The following is a 21,475-nucleotide window of genomic DNA, read 5'->3' as shown; positions in this document are numbered from 1 at the left end:
TCAAAAAGCTTAAAAATTTTATCATAAAGGTAGATTAAAACACATCGACACGAAGGAGGAGTTACATGAGTAGTGTTATTGCTGCAAAAGCTGAATGTAAGACAGAGCAGGCAAAACCAAAATGGAAAAAGGTCTTGAAGTATTGGCCACTTTATTTAATGTTATTGCCTGCTATTATTTACTTCATCTTACTTTGCTACGTACCAATGACAGGTATTGTGTTAGCATTTAAGGATTATTCCTTTAGAGAAGGTATATGGGGAAGCCCTTGGGTAGGACTTAGATATTTTAAAACCTTCTTTAGTAGTTATGATTGTGTCAGACTACTTCGTAACACATTAACGGTTGGTCTTATCAAATGTATTTTAGAATTCCCGTTTGCTATTTTTCTTGCATTGATGTTAAACGAAATTCGCAATTTGAAATTCAAAAAGACAGTGCAAACTATAACTTACTTACCACACTTTTTATCATCAGTAATTATTGTAACAATGATGCAAAGAGTGCTCGCTCCAAATACTGGGGTACTAAACCAAATTATTGGTTCAATGGGAGGAGACCCTAGCACATTCTTCCTAATGGAAGCTAAATACTTCTTCCAAATTCTATTCTCTATGGACTTATGGAGAAACATTGGTTGGGATTCCATCATTTACTTAGCTGCAATTAGCTCTGTAGATACAGCTCTTTATGAGGCAGCAGAAATGGATGGTTGTTCAAAACTTAAGAAAATCTGGCATATTACATTGCCAAGTATTAGAGGAACAATTGGTCTACTCTTTATTATGGGTGTAGGTGGTCTTCTTTCTTCTGGATTTGAACAAATTTATTTATTAAGAACTCCAGGTAATATGGCATTAGCAGATACGCTAGATACTTTCGTTGTACGTATTGGTCTAGCAGGCGGACAGTTTGGATATGCAACAGCAATTGGTTTAATTCAAGGTGTTGTAGGTTTAATACTTGTTATTATTTGTAATAAGTTATCCAAAAAATTCACTGAAGTAGGACTATGGTAAATAAATAAGAGGAGGTAATAAGATGAAAGGGAAAGTTTTTAAATCAATCGTAGCAACAACAATGGCAACAACGATGTTAATGGGAAGTTTAACAGGTTGTGCACAAAGTAGTGGTGGTAGCAGTAACGGTACGAGTACAGATACGAGTGTAGACACAAGTGACAAACCAGATACTTGGATTGCAGACCGTACAATTGTAGTTCAAGCTTATGTAGATGATATTGGTTATTCACTACCAAATAATTTAAGTGATACACCTGTTGGAAAAGAAATTAAAAGACTTACAGGGATTGATGTAGAGATTCAATATACACCAGGTGATAACGATGCAGCAGTTCTTGCTTCTCATCTTGCATCAGGTAGTATTCCAGATGTAGTTGTTACGTACTTAAATGATTCATCAAGACCAGAATTTTCATTATTACATAAAGCAGCAAAAGAGGGGATGTTTGCTGATGTAACAGAGTATATGAAAAACTCAAAAGTATATAAGAAGTATTTAGAAGAAGGCTATCTTCCAAATGATGCTTATAAAAATATTACTTTTAGAGATGACTTAGACGGTGCATACATCATGCAACTTTCTATTCCAGCAGTGGATAGAACACTAGAATTCAATCCACAAGAAGAATATGTAGGTGGAATGTACATCCAAAAAGATATTGTAGATACACTTGGTATTAATCCAAGTGAAATTAGAACACAAGAGCAATTCTATCAATTATTAGTAGATATTAAAAATGGTGGTTTTACAGACGATCATGGTCAACCAGTTTATCCATTAGGACCTAAATACTGGGGTGGTTCAAAAGATACTTTAGATTATATTGTTCGTGGTTATGACTGGGGAGTAAGTGATGGTTATAACATGGATACAGATGGAACAATCAAACATGAAGTTGAAACAGATTATGTTTATAAGAAAATTGACTTTGTAAGACAATTATTAGCTGAAAATTTAATTAATCCAGAGTTCTTTACAATGGATGGAACACGTGCAGCTGAAGTATCAGAAACACACAACTCAGCTATTATTGCAGACGTACATAACTACAAAGAGATTGTATATCAAACAGGTGACTGGGTACCACTAGGACCTTTAGATGACTACACGGGAGATAATGCAAGAACTGTTCGTGGTAAAACAGGTTATGGTGCTTGGGCTATCTCAGCAGATTCAAAAAATCCAGAAGAAATCTTTGCATTCTTTGATTTCTTATCAACTCCACAAGGTAAAATGTTAGGAAACTACGGAGTTGAAGGTGTTCATTATGATTTAGTAGATGGTAAACCAGTGGTTAAAGAAGAAGTATTAGAACATTTAAATAATGGTGATTCAGAATGGTTAATTAACAATGTAGGTGCATCATTTGGTGGATCTGGTGTAGTATTCTGGGAATATGTTATGACAGACCTTGATTGGCTTGAAGAATGTGGAGAAAGTCGTCCAGGCGCATCTGCAGGAACAGGCTTTGAAGGCGCAATTCAAATTGCGACAGATTACCCATACAAGAAAAAACTTGTACCAGGATTAAAAGCAACAGCTTACCTTTCATCAGAAGGTTTAGAAGAAGTAAAAGCACAAATGTCATTACTTGACTATAGAGAAATGCTTGTTCAAGCAATGTATGCACCAAATGAAAAAGAAGTACAAAACATTGTAGAAGGTTTCCGTACACAACTTCAAAAAGCTGGTTTAGAAGAATTTAGAGATTACTTAACAGAAACTTATACAGAAGATAAAGAAAGCATCAATTTCTATCCAGTGAATTAATCATTATGCCTCTACTACTTCGGTAGTGGAGGCATAATAAAAAAGAAAGGATATAGGAGTACATGGAAAAAGTGAAAAAGGTAAAGAAAACAAAAATTAAAGAAAATTTAGGTGACAGACTTATTCAGGCATTTATATATTTTGTTGTTATCGCACTATGCTTAGCAATCATAGTTCCTTGCATTAATGTATTAGCCTTATCCTTTAATGATGGAGCTGATGCAGCAAAAGGTGGTATTTATTTCTGGCCTCGTGTATTTACTTTAGATAACTATAAAGAAGTATTTGCAGATGGCAAAATTATGAAAGCATACAGTATTACAATTGGAAGGACAGTAATAGGAACATCATTAAGTTTAATTGTTACATCACTTGCAGCCTTTGCACTTAAAGAAAAGGATTTGCCAGGTAGAAAACTTATAACAATGATGATTACATTCACTATGTTATTTAGTGGTGGTATGATTCCAACTTATATTCAATACAAAAATTTAGGATTATTAAACTCTTTCTGGGTATATGTTATCCCAGGAATGGTAGGTGTAACAAATCTATTAATGGTTAGAACATTCTTTGAATCTATTCCAGATAGCTTAGAGGAATCAGCTAAGTTAGATGGGTGTGGTTATTTTAAAACTTATACTCAAATAATCTTACCACTGAGTAAGCCTGTTATTGCAGTAGTAGGACTATATACAGCAGTAGGACATTGGAATGATTGGTTCTCAGGTGCATTTTACATGAATTCTAGTAAATTATGGCCAGTACAAACAGTACTTCAACAAATGTTATCAAGAGCAATGGCTTCTTCACAAGAAGTTACAACAGCATCACAAGCAATTGCACAAGCTAATAGTGCTGTAACATCAGACTCATTAAAGATGGCTGCAGTTATTGTTACAACAGTTCCAATCCTTTGTGTGTATCCTTTCGTACAAAAATATTTTGCTAAAGGTGCTATGATTGGAGCAGTAAAAGGATAAGAAGTGGTAAATAACTTAAACATGAAAATAAGTGGGGCGTTGCACTAAGCCAAGTTAGCGCAGCGCTCCTTTTTGATAGAGGAGAATGAAAATGAAAAAATGGGATGTATATGTCTATGGTGATATTAATATTGATCTTGTAATTCCAGGTGTAGAGAAGTTTCCTTTACCAGGGCAAGAGGATGTTGTAGATATAATGAATACCTATGTGGGTGGTGGCGCTGCAGTCTTTACATTAGGCATTGGAAAGTTAGGATTAAATCCTGTATTTCAAGGAACTATTGGAGATGACTGCTATGGTAAGTTTATACGTGATGAGTTTCGCATAAAAAATGTAGATGATACTTTACTTGCTACAAGCAGTATGAATAAAACAGGTATCTCAATTAGCTTTACTAATGAAAAAGATCGTTCTTTCCTTACCTATAGAGGGACTAATGATGAGATAGACTTATCCAAGATAGATCTTGAAGGTGTAGGACAATCTAGACATATTCATGTAACAGGGTATGCAGGCACTAAAAATCATCATCAGTACTTAGAACTTCTTAGAAGAGTAAAAGATATGAATGAAGTTACTGTATCTTTTGATTTAGGATGGGATGATGCTGGAGAATGGTATCAAGGTATTTATGAACTCTTCCCTTACATAGATGTACTCTTTATGAATGAGACAGAAGCTATCCACTATAGTCGTAAACAAACAGCTATAGATGCTGCTCTAGATTTCTCACAAACATGTTCTTTAGTAGTGATTAAATTAGGGAAGAAAGGTTCGATGGCAATAAAGAATGGGAAAATTTATGAAGCTTGTGCCTATACAGTGAAGGCTGTAGATACAACTGGAGCTGGAGATTCCTTTAATGCAGGATTCGTATATGGATTTTTAAAGGGTAAGAGTGTAGAAGAAAGCCTTAAATGCGGTAATGGATGTGGTGCATTATCTGTAACACAATTAGGTGGTAATACAGGTTTCCCACAAGAACATGAGCTATTAGAATTCATTTCAAAACAAGAAAGGTAGGAGATATCATGAAAATAGCAGTTATTGGAGGCGCAGGTGTTCGTACCGTTATATTTGTTAATGGATTATTAGATCGTTATAAAGCTTTAAACATTAATAAAGTTGTTCTTTTTGATATAGACGGAGAGAAATTGGAGATCATAGGTAAGCTTTGCAAACATGTTGTAGAACGTAGAAATGAAACGTTACAAGTAGAAGTTGCATATGAAGCAGTAGAAGCGATTACCGGAGCGGATTATATTGTTACAACACTTCGCGTAGGTGGGGACCACTCAAGAGTTGTAGATGAAACCATTGCATTAGAAACAGGAGTGATTGGTCAAGAGACAACAGGTGTAGGTGGATTCTCTATGGCAGTACGTACAATTCCTGTACTTATAGAATACTGTGAACTCATTAAAGAGCACGCACCAAATGCTTGGATTTTCAACTTTAGTAATCCTTCAGGTCTTGTGACACAAGCACTAAGAAGTAAGGGATATGACAAAATTATAGGGATTTGCGATGCACCAAGTAGTACTAAGTTCCGTATGGCACATGCCCTAGATGTAGCAGAAAAAGATTTATATGTGGAATTCTTTGGACTTAATCATCTTTCTTGGATTAGTAGTGTGAAACGATATGAAGAGGAGATGCTACCTACATTATTAAATGACGATGCTTTCTTAAATGGCATTCAGGAGTTTTCTATGTTTGATCCAGATCTACTTAGACAAATTGGATTCTTACCAAATGAGTATCTTTATTACTACTATCATAGAGAAAAAGCATTAGAAAACATTCTTAAATCAGGTGCTACACGTGGTAAGACAATCGAAGCTGTAAATATACAAATGATGGAAGAACTCAAACGTATTAATATAGATGAACAACCAGAAGAAGCACTTCAAATCTTCCTTTACTACATGGAAGTAAGAGAACGTTCTTATATGAGTATTGAAACAGGAAGTAACAAAAAAGCAGAGATAGAAAGAGGTAATTTACAAGTTCCAGATGGTATAGGTTATGCTGGTGTGATGCTAGATTGTATTGAAGGTTTACAAAGTGAAGAAGGTAGATATCTTGTACTTTCTGTACAAAACCAAGGATGTATGGCAGGCTTAGCACCGGAAGATGTGGTTGAAGTAACTTGTAACGTTTCTAAAGAAGGCATCCATCCAGTAGCAGTTGGTGAAGTACCAGAGTACTGCAATGTCCTTATTCATGCTATTAAGTTATACGAAAAACTAACAGTAGAAGCAATTTTTACAAAATCTAAAGAAAAAGCAATACAAGCATTAACATTACATCCACTTATTAATTCATACTCACTTGCAAAAGTACTTGTAGAAAAATACGATCAAGCTTATGGTGGGCTTTTTAATTAAAGTAAACTTAAAGGAGAATACATATGCCATTTGACTTTCATAATAAAGGACGCATTAACAATTTAATCGAAGAACTTCAAGAACTTAGATATAGAAATCTCCATGATATTGCTTCATTTAATTGGTATACAGATGATGGGACAGTAGGTAATCGTATGCCACAAGGAGAACCAGTAACAGTAACACCTGGATTTAGATGGAAAGGCTGGGATCAATATAACTGGTTATGTACAAAAATTAGTATCCCAGAGACACTCAAAGATGAAGAAGTGATAGGGCTATTTGATTTTGGTGTACCTGTTGGAACAGGAAATAACAGTCACTTTGAAAGTTTACTTTATTTAAATGGTAAACCTTATCAAGGAGTAGATGGTAATCATAAAGAAATCTTCCTAGAAGTAGGTGAAAACGGATTAGAGTTAGATCTTAAGTTCCGAGTATGGTCAGGGCTAAGTGGAGGTGGCGTACCTCATGATATGGCTATGGAAATTGTACGTGCACAGTTTGGTGTACTGGACCATCCTACAGATGATCTTTATTTCTTAGCACGTAGCGTATTAGAAACTCATGCACTACTAGACGATAACAATGAATACAAACAATGGTTATTAAGTGAGCTTGTTCAAACTTTTAAATTAGTAAATTACTTAGAACCAAAGTCAGAAGCATTCTATGCGAGTACAAAAAAAGCTTACGAATATTTAAGTAGTAAAATGGATGGACGCGGCAAGCCAAATGTAAGTGTGAGTATGTTAGGACATACGCATATTGATGTAGCTTGGCTATGGAGACTACGCCATACAAGAGAAAAGGCAGCAAGATCTTTCTCAACAGTGAATCGTTTAATGGACAAATATGATCATTATAGCTTTTTACAGTCACAAGCTCAGCTTTATGAATATATGAAAAATGATTATCCGGATATCTATGAACATATTAAAAAACGTGTAGCAGAAGGCAGATGGGAACCATCAGGCGCTATGTGGGTAGAGTGTGATTGTAATGTTGTATCAGGAGAATCACTTGTAAGGCAGATCTTAGTAGGCAAGAATTTCTTCAAAGATGAGTTTAATTATGAGAGTGAATTCCTATGGCTACCTGATGTATTTGGTTACTCATGGGCTATGCCACAGATTCTTAAGAAATCTGGTGTCAATACATTCATGACAACTAAAATCAGCTGGAATGATATGAATAAGATGCCATATGATACCTTTACCTGGAGAGGGATGGATGGTAGTGAAGTGACAGCACATTTTATCACAACAACAGATGAAGGCGATAGCTATTACACTTACAATGGAGATTCTAGACCTTATGCTGTAAAGGGCGTGTGGGATAACTATAGTAATAAAGATACCAACAATGACCTCATTATTTCTTATGGATATGGTGACGGAGGCGGTGGCCCAAATAGAGATATGATTAAAACAATCTCTACACTTAACCAGATTCCTGGTATTCCAAGTGTCAAAGTGGAAACAGCTACAGATTATTTTAGAAGACTTAATGACACAATTACCAACAATGAAATGAATGGCTATCTTCCAACATGGGATGGAGAACTCTACTTAGAATTCCATCGTGGAACTTATACTTCACAAGGCTATAACAAACGTATGAATCGTAAATTAGAGAACTTCTTGCGTGATACAGAAATTATGAGTGTGCTTGCACATCAGCTTGAAGGAGTTTCTTATAATAAAGAAGATTTATTAAAAGCATGGAAGATTGTACTTTGTCATCAATTCCATGATATTTTACCAGGTTCATCAATTAAAGAAGTTTATGATGATAGCCGTCTTGAGTATGCACAAGCAAAGGCGCTACTGGATAATGTAATGGAACAAGTTAAAGTAAGTTTAATGACAGAAGAAGAAGGAACTTACACTGTATTTAATAATAGTAACTGGACAAGAGATAGCTACATTACAGTAGAAGGTGCGCAAGAAGGAGATACTTTTATAAATGAAGAGGGCAATCTCTTAAAGAGTGCAGTAGAGGGTAGTGTGGCAACAGTCCTTATAAAAGGTATGAAACCATTTGCCTTTACTACAATTAAAAAGGTAAGTAACTGTGATACAGTATTCCCATTAAAACTTAATACACAAGAAGTAGAGACACCTTATTACCGTATTAGCTGGAATGAAGCAGGGCAGCTTATAAGTATCTATGACAAAGAAGCTAAGCGTGAGGTCTTGCCAGTAGGTGCAAAAGGAAATGTCCTTCAAGTATTTGAAGATAAACCTCGTTGTTTTGATGCTTGGGAGTTAGAAGCAACTATTGATCTTAAGATGGAAGAGGTAACCCACTTAAAAGCAGTAGAAGTTAGACAAAATGAACTAGGTATCTTTGTAGACTTTACATGGACTTACCATAAGTCAGAGATTAGACAAACTATGTGCCTCTATTTTGATAAGAAACGTATTGATTTCAAAACAGAAGTGGATTGGCAAGAACGTCAGCGCTTTGTGAAAGCTGCATTCCCTATTGATGTACGTGCAGTAGATGCAAGATTTGATATCCAATACGGTAATATTAGACGACCTATTACAAGAAACAATAGCTGGGAAGCTGCTAAGTTTGAAGTCATTGCACATAAATGGATCGACTTATCAGAAACAGGTTATGGTGTAGCCCTTCTTAATGATTGTAAATATGGTCATGACATTAAAGAAAATGTGATGCGTATATCTCTTATTAAGTCAGCAATAGATCCAGATTATAGTGCTGATTTAGGCAATCATACTTTTACCTATGCGATTTTACCTCATAGCACTGAATGGTATGAGGCAGATATTGAGCAAGAAGCTTTTGATTTAAATAACCCATTAACTGCATTAGAAGGTACATGCAAGCTTATAGATAGATCACTCTTTGCATTTGATCAAGAAAATATTGAAGTAGACTGTATTAAACTTGCTGAAAGAGGAAATCAAATCATCTTACGTTTCCATGAGTTTATGGGAAGGCGTACAAAAGTGAATGTACAAAGTGGATTAGAAATCGCAAGCTGGCAAGAATGCAACTTAATGGAAGAGGTAATAGGAGAAGCAAAAACTTCCCATATTGCAGTAGAAGTCACACCTTATGAAATCAAAACAATATTGATTAACGTAAAATAAATTAAAGGAGGAAGTAAAAGATGCAGATCCACCAAAGTACAGCAATAACTTATAATCAAGAAACGGAATATATTGTGATACCGTATTTAAAAGAAGAGGGGATCAAAAAGGAGTGGCTACAACTTTTACTTCCAACTTTAAAAGAGGATTTTCCTATAGAAGCCTTTATAGAAGAACAAAGTAAGCCTGTAATCTATATGAATCAAACATGGGTTCAACTAGAGTTTCTACCTATTATAAGAGAACAGGTTAATCCGGTTGAAGATGTTAGAAATATATTTAGCCAGTTTGGAAAAGGAAATAATCAAGACTGTCAAATCCTATTAGAACATTTACATATTGAAGGCATCTTACAGAGTGAAATGGTTCAGATAGTTATAGGAGCTTTGTATGAAGGAGCTTACCGGTTTAATAAAGAACACCTAACAAAGGTAACTGATGAAAATATTTTTGCATTAAGAGAGCAACTAACAGATGAAAAATCAAATTTAACAATCACACTTATAATGAATGCAGATTATAATGAAGCAATTCAAAAAGGTGTGATATATGGTAAAGCTATTAATCGTGCAAGAACAATTGCAAATATACCAAATAACTATCTACATGTTAAGGAATTTAGTGCTTATGCTAAGCAGCTTGCTACACACTATGGCCTAGAGTGTGAAGTACTAGGTAATGAAGCATTACATGCATTAAATTGTGGAGGTATTTTATCTGTTAATGCAGGAAGTGATAAAGAAGCCAATTTAGTAGTTCTTAAGTACCGAGGTTCTAAGGAGAAAGAACTTAATGCACTTATCGGAAAAGGTGTTATGTTTGATGCTGGAGGTTACCATCTTAAATCGTTAGATGGCATGGAGGGCATGAAGTATGATATGTGTGGTGCAGCCAATGTGCTGGCAGTCATTGAAATACTGGCAGCATTAAAGTGCGAAACCAATCTCTTAGTTGTTATACCAGCGGTTGAAAATGTCATTAGCCCAGCAGCCACTAAGATGGGCGATGTAATTACAACCATGTCTGGTAAGACGGTAGAAATTTGGAATACAGATGCTGAAGGTAGGCTTATTTTATGTGATGCACTGACTTATGCTATTAGGCAAAGGGCAACCAAGCTTATAGATTTAGCAACATTAACGTATTCTTGCCAAGGTGCATTGGGAACAGAAATTTCTGGAGTATTCTCAAACAATGAAACCTTCTATCAAGAATTCCTTACCTATGCCAATAAGGTAGGAGAAAAAGTGTGGAGGCTTCCACTAGATACCATTTATCATAAGTTACTTAAAAATACTAAGACAGCAGACCTTATCAATTATGCACCTGGATATGCAGCGGGGGCGAGTGTGGCTGCTTGCTTCTTAGAAGAATTCATAGAAGAGAGATTACCTTGGATTCACCTAGATGTAGTGGGAACAGCAGTATGTAGAAGTGATAGCAATACGAAAGAAAAAGGGGCCACAGGTGTACTAGCAAGTACAATAGCTTCTTACTTGGAACATACAAGTAAGTAAAGTTTGAGAGGTTGCTAGATAGTGAGATTTTATAGTTTTAGAATAGAGTGAGATAATATTTAGAATAAGTTAGGGAGGACAGCATGAAAAACTATACATTTGATACAACAATTTCAAAGGAAGTATTAGAGAATTATTTATCACGTTCTGTATCTGCAGCATTTTTTATTCATACCAAAACATTAGAAGATGACCTTAGAGCACTTAAAAATATGGGTGTGAAGTTTGTTGGGCGTGCTTCAGGTATATGGGAGCCAGATGAATGTGATGAGGAACACTTTGCAAAGTCTAAGTACTTAGCTGATCGTGTACATGAAGTAGATCCGGAGATTATTTTACAAGCTTGTATTTTTGAAGCAGTTTATTTTTACGAAGATCGCTTTAAAGTACCGGCTTATGTATTTGAAGCTTTTGGATTACCAGTAGAAGATAGAGGATTTAGAGTAGCTGATATGCTTTTCCCAGAGAAGCCAAATGGGTTTATTTGGGGAGATGAAGGTGGGATTCCAGATCTTAATCGCTTAGAGGCAAGAATGTGGTTCTATTATCGTGCAACACGTTATATAGATGCAGGTTATGAAGCACTACATATGGGACAAATTCACCTTTATACAGCAAATGATCGTGGCATGAAGAAGATGCAAGAATTAATGCAAATGATTCGTGACTATGCAAAGCTTCATGGGCGACGTCATTTAGTACTGATGGATGCCCATAGCCATGGCATTAGTATAAATGGCAAACTCTTATTAGATTACAATGCTATGCCATTTACAAGAGTACCTTTACTTGATAGAGAAGGTGAGAAACTGGTAATGGTACGTGAAGGCTTTAGTGAAGGTGGGGAAAACCCAAATGGTTGGTCAGCAGATGCTATGCCATTTTTAATGGAATATGATAACTGGGGCGGTAAGGTTGTAGATAATTTTGATGACTACACTTATGAGGAAAGAGCATGGAAAGATTGGTGGGGGTATGATCAGATTGGTTGGTTTGCAAACCAAGATGAAAAAGGACAAAGCCATTTCCTAGAGTATACCTATAAATGGACAGCTATTAATAATCCTAACGCATACTTCGAAGTACCATTTAGAAGAACACTAAATCGTGCGGCAGTTAAAATGCAACGCGCTGATAATGGTGAATGGGATACTCAAGATTATTATCAAATCAATACGAAGAGCGAAGCTTGCCCAATGGGATTTGGTCAAGAAGAGACAGTTAAGAAACTGTGGGAAACTAGTGATGAGCTAAGAAAGCAAGCAGCTAATCCATCAGATCTTATTCACTATGGATGCCATGAAGTCTATGATGAAGAAACAGGTATGAAACTTCCTGAGAAGGTAGTGGTTTATGGTAGTTTTCAACCACATGTAGGTGCAGTACAGAATGATTCAAATAGTGAAGTGACACGTATGTATTATATAGGGGACAATACTTATACACTTTCTGTAGTGATGCCATTTGCAGGTGAGTTCGATTATGCTGTTTCAACTTATGGAACGTTGTCAGCAACGTATTGTTATGATACCTATCCAAGAAGTGGTTCATCAAATAAAGGGACTTTCAAAATAGAAAAAGATAATACAGTGGTGAGGTTCCGCTATAAGTTTATGGAGCATGTAGTGACAGTTGAGCTATTTGAGGATTAAAACAGAAAGAAGGAAGAGGGATGGTAGGCATCTTGGCGTATTTAGAAGAATTTAATTATGCTTCTATATTATTACGACTCAGTTTAGCTGTTATTCTAGGTGGAATAGTAGGTGCAGAAAGAGCTACTAAAAGGCAGACAGCAGGTATACGTACCTTTGCTGTAGTTTGTTTAGGTGCTGCAATGGCTATGGTAACCAATGAGTATTTATGTGTACGTAGCGGAGATACAATAGATGCATCTCGTATGGCAGCACAAGTTATTAGTGGTGTAGGTTTCCTAGGGGTAGGAACAATTATTGTAACAGGTAAGAACCAAGTCAAGGGACTTACAACAGCAGCAAGTCTTTGGACTGTAGCAACATTAGGACTTGCAATTGGAGCAGGATTTATTTATGGGGCATGTGTAGGCTTTATCCTTATTATGGTTGCAGTTAAAGTACTAGAAAAAGCTAGTAGATATCAAGAAAAACATAATAGAGTTCTTGAAATATATATGGAATTAAGTCCGGAAGGTGGAATGACTGAGGTCATGGAATATATTAAGTCTAAAGAGTTTGTTATTCGCTCTATGCATCGGGATGGCCAAAATACATTTAAAAGTGAAGATGTAGCAGTAACAATGGAACTAGACTTAGGTACAAAAAAGGATCATAATAGTATTCTAGTGGAACTAGAACATATAAAAGGATTAGACTACATAGAAGAGATCCGCTAATCTAATTTACGTAGAGGAGAATAGATGATGTACTTAGCAGATTATCATATGCATTCCAAATACTCTTTTGATGGACATGAAGAAATACATGTCCTTTGTGAAGAAGCAATCCGAAAAGGACTTAAGGAGATTGCGATTACAGATCATTATGATATGTTCCAAGATAAGAAGTATAGTAGGGAGTTGGATCTTGTAAATTTGTATAAAGATATTGCAAGAGCTAAAGAAACTTATAAGGATAAGCTTATTGTAAGGGCGGGGATAGAAGTTGGTCAGCCTCAAGCTTCGCCAGATGAATATAGAAACTTCCTAGCAAATTATGAATTGGATTTTATTATAGGTTCTGTACATAACTTAGAAGATGCCTTAGATGTAGGAGAGTATGATTTTTCTAAGATGGATATCTGTAAGGTATATGAACACTATTTAGATTATTTAATAGAACTGGCTACCTCTTATGATTTTGATGTCATGGGGCATATTACGTATCCTATGCGTTATGCCTATAACCAATTGGGAAGTTACCCAGATATGAATCTTTTTAAAGAGCGAGTGGAAGCACTTTATAAACTATTGATTCATAGAGGAAAAGGTATAGAGGTCAATGCATCAGGATTTTTTCAACCTATGAAAAGGTCTATGCCTGATTTGGAACTTGTTAAGTTGTACAAAGAATGTGGTGGAGAAATTATTACAATAGGATGTGATGGACATTACTTACAACATATTGGATGTGCAGTTAAAGAAGGATTAGAAGTTATCAAGATAGCAGGTTTTAAAACAATTACAACATTTGAAAAGAGAAAGCCTATCTTCAAGGATATAGAATAAATCTAATGATTTCTAAAGCTCAGAGGGAGTTGAAACAAGCTGAACTTTAGAAATTTATTTATATTAAACAAATAAATGAGGTCTAAAATGAAAGAGAAAATAGCAGAACATAAAAGATATATAGCTTTTATAGGTTTTGGATTATGTATGATTGTTCTGGGTGCAAGTGATAGTCTAAGAGGTATTTTTTCAGCTGTATTTCAAAACCATTTTAGTTTATCTACAACAGAACTATCTCTTATTGTCACAGTAAGTTATTTAGGCAATTTAGTTTTCTTATTATGTGGTGGCAATTTGCTCGATCACTTCAATAAGAAAAAGGTCTTTTTGATGACACTAGGCGTATGGATGATAGGTGCACTACTTTTTGTAACAAGTGAGAGCTACCCTTTACTGTTAGTAGGAATGTTCTTATGTATGGGTACATCTACGTTGATGAATACAACGATTAATATTTTAGTACCTGTTATTTTTGCTGCATCACCAGGGCTTATTGTAAATATCCTTTTCTTTGTTCAAGGAATAGGAACAAGTGGCGCACAAAATATAGTCGGTCGAGCAGCAGTTGATATTGTAAACTGGAAGCTAGTAAATGGTGTATTACTAGGTGGGGCGCTAGTGAGTATGCTTATTCTCTTTTTCTTTAATATGCCTCAGGTTACTCAAAAAGAAAAAGAGTCCATCTCTTATAAGAGCATTTTAAAAAATCCAGCTTTTATCTATTGTATTTTAATTTTTGGTTTTTACTTTATTGCAGAACACGGTATACTTAATTGGTTTTTACTTTATGGCATTAATGGTTTAGGGATTCAAACAAACCAGGCAGCGGTATTACTTTCTATTTTCTTTGGCGGTATAACGGTAGGAAGACTAATTTTCGCACCTGTTGTACAGAAGTTAGGTGTAGAAAGAAGTATTATAATCTTTGGTGGAATAGCCACTATTCTATATGGGATAGGTATAGTAGGAGGAAGTTCTACAGTCGTTGTATTAAGTAGTGCAGGCTTAGCTTTTTCTATTTTATATCCAACCCTTGTATTAATGCTTCAAAATTACTATGAAAAAGAATGCATTGCATCTGCAACGGGTATGATTATTAGTATTGCCACATTATTTGATATAGGATTTAATCTAGTATTTGGAAAAGTAGTAGACTTAATAGGCATGCGCTTAGCCTTTTTCATCTTATTAGGTAGCATGATTATGTTCTTTATTTGCCTGATGCTATTTTGGAAACGTGCGAAACAATATAAGCAAATAGAACCAGAGCAAGCTATGAAGATTTAAAATAACAAAATAAGATAATTATAGAGCAAAGCTCCCTCTTAAAACGCCTTAATAGGCATAAGAAGGAGCTTTTTGTGTATTCAGCTTTTGTTCAGCTAAGGAAGATATACTTAATAACAGTCAAACTGAAATGATAAAGGAGAATGAAGGATGCTGTTTTCAAGTATTATCTTTTTATTTATTTGCTTACCTTGTATTTTATTAATTTATTATGGATTATGTGGTACAAGAAAATGGAAAAATTACTTTCTACTGTGTGTGAGTCTTGGATTCTATGCATGGGGAGAGCCTAAATATATCGTATTACTTTTAGTATGTATCTTAGGGAACTATGTATTTGGAAGGTTTGCAGAAAGCTTGCCAAAAGGAAGCCGTAAGGTACAGATCATGATTGTAGCTATGTTGGTCTTTAATCTAGGTATTTTAGGTATTTTTAAATACTTAGGATTTGCTGTAGCGACTTGCAATAGTGTACTCCAAGTAGATTGGAATGTACCTAATGTAATCTTACCAATAGGTATATCGTTCTTTACATTCCAAGGTATATCTTATGTTATGGATATTTATAGAGGTAAAGGGAGAGCACTTAAAAATGTATTAGATGTGGGACTTTATATCGCTTTATTCCCTCAACTTATAGCAGGGCCTATTGTACGTTATGAGACAGTAGCAGAGGAGTTAAGAGAAAGGAGAGAGAACGTAGAGGACTTTGCAGAAGGGGTTATAAGATTTGCAGAAGGGTTAGGTAAAAAGGTTATTTTAGCTAATAACTTTGCATTAGTGGCAGATAAAGCTTTTGGATTACCAGATGGGCAGTTATCAGTAGTATTTGCATGGTTAGGCGCAATAAGCTATATGCTTCAAGTATACTTTGATTTTAGTGGTTATTCAGATATGGCTATAGGACTTGGAAGGATGTTTGGGTTCCATTTTTGTGAGAACTTTAGAGGACCTTATACAGCAAAGACCATCTCTGAGTTTTGGAGAAGATGGCATATTTCTTTAGGCTCATGGTTTAGAGATTATGTATATATTCCTTTAGGGGGGAGTCGTGTAGCGAAGAAGAATCGCCTTATATGTAATTTATTGATTGTATGGGGATTAACAGGTATATGGCATGGTGCGAACTGGACATTTATTGTATGGGGACTTTATTTTGGTTTACTTATAATGACAGAGAAGGTTGGAGGATTAGAAAAGAAATTAACCAAGTTACCATTTGTAGGACATATTTATACCCTCTTACTTGTGTTAATCGGATGGGTATTCTTTAGAGCAGACTCCTTAATACAAGCGATACAGTACTTAAAAGTGATGTTTGGATTCGAACAAGTGACCTTCTTAGGAAGTTTAGCAAACTTATATCTACAAGAGAACTTTATATTGCTTATTATAGGTGCTATTTGTTGCTTACCTCTTAAAGAATGGGTAGATCGATATCAATTAACAGAACATACAAGTTTACAGGTTATTTATAGAGTAGGATTAAGTATCGTAACAGTCATTGCAGTAGCTTATCTCGTTAAAGGGAACTACAATCCTTTCATCTATTTCAATTTTTAATATTAAACCGTTGTACAAAAATAAAGCAAATGCTTAGAAATAGGTAAGAACTTAAGAGTAGACTATTGGATTAAAAGAAATTCAGGAGGGAGATAGCAGAATGAAAAAAATACAGTATTGGACGATTATTTTATTTTGTATAGCACTTTTATTAGGAGGGGGTATGACTGTTCTTAAAAATGGTAAGACAATTGCTGCCTCAGTGATATATTCTATTAAAGATCAATATACGTCCAATCCTTCTGGGGAAAGTCTTGTCAGTGGGTTTACAGAGGGGATGGAAGAGGGCGTAACAGATAACTTTTGGTTGAAAGAACTTTATGTTGATCTTTATGGATTAATAGAGAGATTATTAGGTAGGGATTATATTAGGGATGCTAATCCATCCAATGTAGTTGTGAAAGATCAAGATGAGAATTTACATTTTATTACGTTCCCATTTGATTATGAACAATCTTTAAATGGGTTAGTAGAGATAAATAAAGCACTAAAACAAGAGGGAATACCACTACTTTTCGTACAAACACCTCTTAAGGTTATAGAAGACTATACAACATTACCACCATCAGTAGTGGATTACTCTAAGAAAAATACAGATGAATTTTTAAGTAAGCTTGAAGAAAATGATATAGACTTTATAGATTTGCGTGAGAATGTTAAAGAGGATGGTTTAGACTTATCGACTTTATTCTTTAAGACGGATCACCATTGGAGAACAGAGACAGCTTTTTGGGCAACCGATAAAGTTACTCAGATATTAAATGAAAGATATAGCTTAGATTTAAATCAAGATGGGAGTTATACTGACTTAAAATCTTACAATAAAAAGACTTATAAAAACTTCTTCTTAGGTTCACAAGGTAGACGTGTAGGGAGACTATACGCAGGCGTAGATAACTATACCCTCATCACGCCAAAGTTTAATACAGATTATGAAGTCACTATCAATAAAAGTGATTCAAGTACAACGTATGCAGGAACTTTTGAGGAAACCATACTCAAACACAGCTTGTTAGATGAGGAAGAAAGTGTTTATACTAATAGATATGCAAGTTACTTTGGAGGGGATTATCCAGAAGTCATCATAAAAAATAAACTTCAAAAAGAAGGAAAGAAAGTATTAATTGTAAAAGATTCTTTTGCACTTCCTTTTTCAGCTTTTCTTTCTACTATGTTTGAAGAGACTAGAATGATTGATACAAGATATTTTAAAGAAGATTTATTAAATTATATAGATGATTATCAACCAGATGTAGTTCTTTATGTTTATAAATCTATGAAAACAATACAGTAAGAGGTGAAAGTGTGATACGCGTACTTCTTGTAGAAGATAATCAAAAGGTAAGTCACAATATTGTGAAGTACTTAGAAGAGGAGTTTAGTATTCAACCTGTTTACACAGGAGAGGAGGCTATTCTCTATTTAGATGCAGAAAGCTATGACTTAATGATTTTAGATTTGATGTTACCAGGAAAAGATGGATTAAGTGTATTAAGTTATGTAGAGAAGAAAAAGTTGCCAATAGGTGTGATTGTACTAACGGCAAAAGAAGATTTAGGGGATAAGCTTAAAGCATTTAATTTAGGTGCTAGAGACTACTTAACAAAACCATTTTTTATGGAAGAGTTAAAGGCAAGGCTCTACGTTATTTTAAAAAGCTTAGGTAAAATTACAAGTTCGAACCATATTCAATTTAAGGACTTGGTCATAGACCTTAATAAAAAAGAAGTATGGGTATTAGATCAAAAGGTTGAGTTAAATGAAAAGACCTTTCATCTGTTGGAGTACTTAATGTTAAATCAAGGCATACTACTTTTCAAAGAACAGATTTTTGAGAGAATTTGTGGATATAATAGTGATGCATCTATAGATATTATTGAAGTATATATGAGTAGATTACGAAAATGTCTAAGCCCTTTTAAATATGATAAATACATTGTAACCAAGAGGGGGATGGGCTATATATTAGATGATAAGGTTGAATAATATGAGTAGACAAGATATTTTTAAGACCACTAAGAAAAAGATTATAGGAATAAGCTTCGGTATAGTACTTGTAAGCCTTTTAACATTAGCCATGCTTACTCAAGTTTTTTATCGTGCACGTTTGTTTGCTAATGTAGATAGACAACTTTTAACCCATCGTAACATGATACTCAATGAAAAAATTATAAAAGGCAAAGGTGAACATAAAGAAGTTATTTTACCTGCACCACTTACACCGGATATTATTAGTTTTGTATGGAAAGATGGAGAAGTAGTGGATGAGAGCCCACATGTTTATTTTGGAGAAGGTAAATATCCAAGCTTCCCAAGTGAAGAAACAGAAGGTATTATTACACTTGATAGTGATGGGTATTACTATAGAGGTGTTAGCTTTATAAAAGAGGGTTTAGTTGTGCAATTACTTTTAAATGTAGATGCTGAACTTCAATCTGTGCAACAACTGGTAAGAGCTACTTGGTTAAGTCTTTTGATTCTCTTACTGGTGACTTTTGGACTCGCTACCTACTTAGCGAATAAAGTCCTTAAACCTATTAGACGTGCCTATGACCAACAGGTATTTTTTGTGCAAGATGCTTCTCATGAGATGCGTACACCACTAGCTGTTATAAAAGGGCAATTAGAACTTTTAAGTAGACATAGAACCGATCAAATAGAAGAACACTTTGAAGAACTAGCTCAGGTTATGAATGAAGTCCATGCACTCGAAAAGTTAAATAGTGACCTACTCTTCTTATCTAAAGAAGATGTAGGAACCCATCTAAATGTAGAGAAGATAGAACTAAATCAATTTATTGAAGAAATAAGTGAGTTCTATGAAGATATAAGTGAAATTCAGGATAAAAGATTCATACTAGAAAAAAGTGAGGTACTGCAGTCTACATGGGTAGAATGGGATAGAGTAAAGGTGAAGAGATGTCTAACCATCTTGCTTGAGAATGCTTTTAAATACACATTAGAATGTGGCGTGATTACGCTTAAGGTAGAACAAGAAAATAAAAAAATTAAAATCAGTGTAAAAGATACGGGTATTGGAATTAAAGATGAAGACCAAAAGAGAATATTTGATCGTTTCTTTAGAAGCAGTGATGTAAGAGGAAGAAGTATTGATGGAAGTGGTATTGGACTGAGCCTACTACAATCTTTAGCAAATACCATGAATATAGAAATCAAAATAACCTCAGAATATGGTAAGGGAAGCTGCTTTACATTAGAAATACCTATTCAGATAAAGGCTTAGATGTATTAATATAAAGAGTATGCTATAATAGGCTATAATGAAACGAAAAAGGAAGTGATAATTGTGTTAGATTTAGATCAACTAAGGCTATCTCTTGAGCCTTATAATGCAAAAGTAATGGAAATGGGGAACTCTCTTTGACATCGCTAAACATAATGAAGAAATAGCGGAGCTCGAAGAACTTTCAGGTTCACCAGAATTTTGGAACGACATGGAGAAAGCCCAACGTACACTTCAAAAATTAAAAGAGCTTAAAGATATAGTGGACAAGTACAATGCACTTTCTAGTAGCTATGAAGATGTGATGACACTTATTGAAATGGCAAAAGAAGAAGATGATGAAGAGTTAGCAAATGAAGCAAGCTCAGAGGCTGATACTTTCGTCAATGAGTATGAATCTATGCGTATTGCAACGCTCCTTGACGGAGATTATGATGCAAATAATGCTATTTTATCCTTACATGCAGGTGCAGGTGGAACGGAAGCTTGTGACTGGGTAAGTATGCTTTATCGTATGTATACAAGATGGGCTGATAAAAAGGGCTACAAAGTACAACTTCTTGATTACCTTGAAGGTGATGAGGCTGGAGTGAAGTCTGTAACAATCCAGATTAATGGAGAAAATGTTTATGGCTATCTTAAAGCAGAAAAAGGTATTCACCGTTTAGTGCGTATTTCTCCTTTTGATTCATCAGGTAGACGTCATACATCTTTTGCATCTTGTGATGTTATCCCAGAGATTACAGATGAGATTGAAATTGAAATTAAACAAGAGGACTTACGTATCGATACTTACCGTGCAACAGGTGCCGGTGGACAGCATATCAATACAACAGACTCTGCCGTTCGTATTACACATATGCCAACAGGTGTTGTTGTACAATGTCAAAACGAACGTTCACAGATTCAAAACCGTGAAAAAGCTATGCAAATGTTAAAAGCTAAGCTCTTTGAAAAGCAAGAAGAAGAGAGAATGGCAGAGCTTGAAGGCATTCGTGGTGAGAAAAAAGATATTGGCTGGGGTAGTCAAATTCGTTCTTACGTATTCCACCCATACAACATGGTTAAAGACCATCGTACAAGTGAAGAAACAGGTAATACTGGTGCTGTAATAGATGGTGATATCGACAGATTTATGAATGCATATTTAGTATGGATTCATCAAAGAGATGAAGAATAACTAAAAATAAATTCTTCAGGCTTTATATATTAAAGTCTGGGGAATTTTTTTATGTAAAATTGAAACAATAATTTATACAATAGATAGTCATATGGTAAGATATACATTATGCAAAATAATTAAAAATTATAAATACTAATTAAGTTATGTTGAAAAAGTTAAAATATTATGCTATAGTCTTTATAACAAAAAC

Annotated in this window: 16 protein-coding genes; all 16 read left to right on the top strand. The window is 34.9% G+C overall.

Translation table 11 applies throughout. The annotated features are described in order from the left end of the window. Positions 1 to 65: 65 nt before the first annotated feature. The 16 genes from PBV87_RS11935 (at position 66) to prfB (ending at position 21,282) form a co-directional block, all read left to right on the top strand. Entirely contained in the window at positions 66 to 1,019 is a 954-nt protein-coding gene (locus PBV87_RS11935; protein ID WP_053983325.1) for an ABC transporter permease, read from the top strand. A gap of 22 nt (positions 1,020 to 1,041) precedes the next feature. Then, complete coding sequence (locus tag PBV87_RS11930; RefSeq protein WP_271012448.1) at positions 1,042 to 2,793, top strand: extracellular solute-binding protein; 1,752 nt, start codon at positions 1,042 to 1,044, stop codon at positions 2,791 to 2,793. Positions 2,794 to 2,855: 62 nt separating this feature from the next. After that, positions 2,856 to 3,776: a carbohydrate ABC transporter permease gene (locus PBV87_RS11925; RefSeq protein WP_053983327.1), complete on the top strand. Its 921-nt coding sequence runs from the start codon at positions 2,856 to 2,858 to the stop codon at positions 3,774 to 3,776. 91 nt (positions 3,777 to 3,867) lie between these two features. Further along, a complete protein-coding gene (locus PBV87_RS11920) occupies positions 3,868 to 4,800 on the top strand; it encodes a carbohydrate kinase family protein (protein ID WP_271012447.1) in 933 nt (310 codons plus the stop codon). Between the two features lie 8 nt (positions 4,801 to 4,808). After that, complete coding sequence (locus tag PBV87_RS11915; RefSeq protein ID WP_271012446.1) at positions 4,809 to 6,167, top strand: family 4 glycosyl hydrolase; 1,359 nt, start codon at positions 4,809 to 4,811, stop codon at positions 6,165 to 6,167. Positions 6,168 to 6,190: 23 nt separating this feature from the next. Continuing rightward, positions 6,191 to 9,292, top strand: a complete 3,102-nt coding sequence (locus PBV87_RS11910) for an alpha-mannosidase (RefSeq protein WP_271012445.1) — start codon at positions 6,191 to 6,193, stop codon at positions 9,290 to 9,292. Positions 9,293 to 9,312: 20 nt separating this feature from the next. Continuing rightward, positions 9,313 to 10,809: a leucyl aminopeptidase family protein gene (locus tag PBV87_RS11905; protein ID WP_271012444.1), complete on the top strand. Its 1,497-nt coding sequence runs from the start codon at positions 9,313 to 9,315 to the stop codon at positions 10,807 to 10,809. A gap of 83 nt (positions 10,810 to 10,892) precedes the next feature. Then, a complete protein-coding gene (locus tag PBV87_RS11900; protein ID WP_271012443.1) occupies positions 10,893 to 12,461 on the top strand; it encodes a hypothetical protein in 1,569 nt (522 codons plus the stop codon). Between the two features lie 20 nt (positions 12,462 to 12,481). Next, a complete protein-coding gene (locus tag PBV87_RS11895) occupies positions 12,482 to 13,177 on the top strand; it encodes an MgtC/SapB family protein (RefSeq protein ID WP_271012442.1) in 696 nt (231 codons plus the stop codon). Between the two features lie 24 nt (positions 13,178 to 13,201). Beyond that, positions 13,202 to 14,008, top strand: a complete 807-nt coding sequence (locus PBV87_RS11890) for a histidinol-phosphatase HisJ family protein (protein ID WP_271012441.1) — start codon at positions 13,202 to 13,204, stop codon at positions 14,006 to 14,008. An 87-nt stretch (positions 14,009 to 14,095) separates the two neighbouring features. Next, positions 14,096 to 15,295, top strand: a complete 1,200-nt coding sequence (locus PBV87_RS11885; protein ID WP_271012440.1) for an MFS transporter — start codon at positions 14,096 to 14,098, stop codon at positions 15,293 to 15,295. A 150-nt stretch (positions 15,296 to 15,445) separates the two neighbouring features. Continuing rightward, positions 15,446 to 16,858 carry an MBOAT family O-acyltransferase gene (locus tag PBV87_RS11880; RefSeq protein WP_271012439.1) on the top strand — a complete coding sequence of 471 codons (1,413 nt, stop codon included), beginning with the start codon at positions 15,446 to 15,448 and terminating at the stop codon, positions 16,856 to 16,858. A gap of 100 nt (positions 16,859 to 16,958) precedes the next feature. Next, on the top strand, positions 16,959 to 18,152 hold the full coding sequence (locus tag PBV87_RS11875) for an alginate O-acetyltransferase AlgX-related protein (RefSeq protein WP_271012438.1): 1,194 nt from the start codon (positions 16,959 to 16,961) through the stop codon (positions 18,150 to 18,152). 11 nt (positions 18,153 to 18,163) lie between these two features. Beyond that, positions 18,164 to 18,844 (top strand): response regulator transcription factor, encoded by a 681-nt coding sequence (locus tag PBV87_RS11870; RefSeq protein ID WP_271012437.1) that lies wholly within the window; start codon positions 18,164 to 18,166, stop codon positions 18,842 to 18,844. 1 nt (position 18,845) lies between these two features. Beyond that, positions 18,846 to 20,102, top strand: a complete 1,257-nt coding sequence (locus tag PBV87_RS11865; RefSeq protein ID WP_271012436.1) for a sensor histidine kinase — start codon at positions 18,846 to 18,848, stop codon at positions 20,100 to 20,102. Between the two features lie 63 nt (positions 20,103 to 20,165). Continuing rightward, positions 20,166 to 21,282 (top strand): peptide chain release factor 2 gene (gene prfB / locus PBV87_RS11860; protein WP_271012435.1). Its coding sequence is split into 2 segments (ribosomal slippage): positions 20,166 to 20,240 and positions 20,242 to 21,282, totalling 1,116 coding nucleotides; the frame shifts between segments, so codons are not numbered across the junction. Positions 21,283 to 21,475: the final 193 nt, after the last annotated feature.

The organism is Holtiella tumoricola (assembly GCF_027857615.1).
Taxonomy (GTDB): domain Bacteria; phylum Bacillota; class Clostridia; order Lachnospirales; family Cellulosilyticaceae; genus Holtiella; species Holtiella tumoricola.
This window is presented reverse-complemented; position numbering and strand designations above follow the sequence as displayed.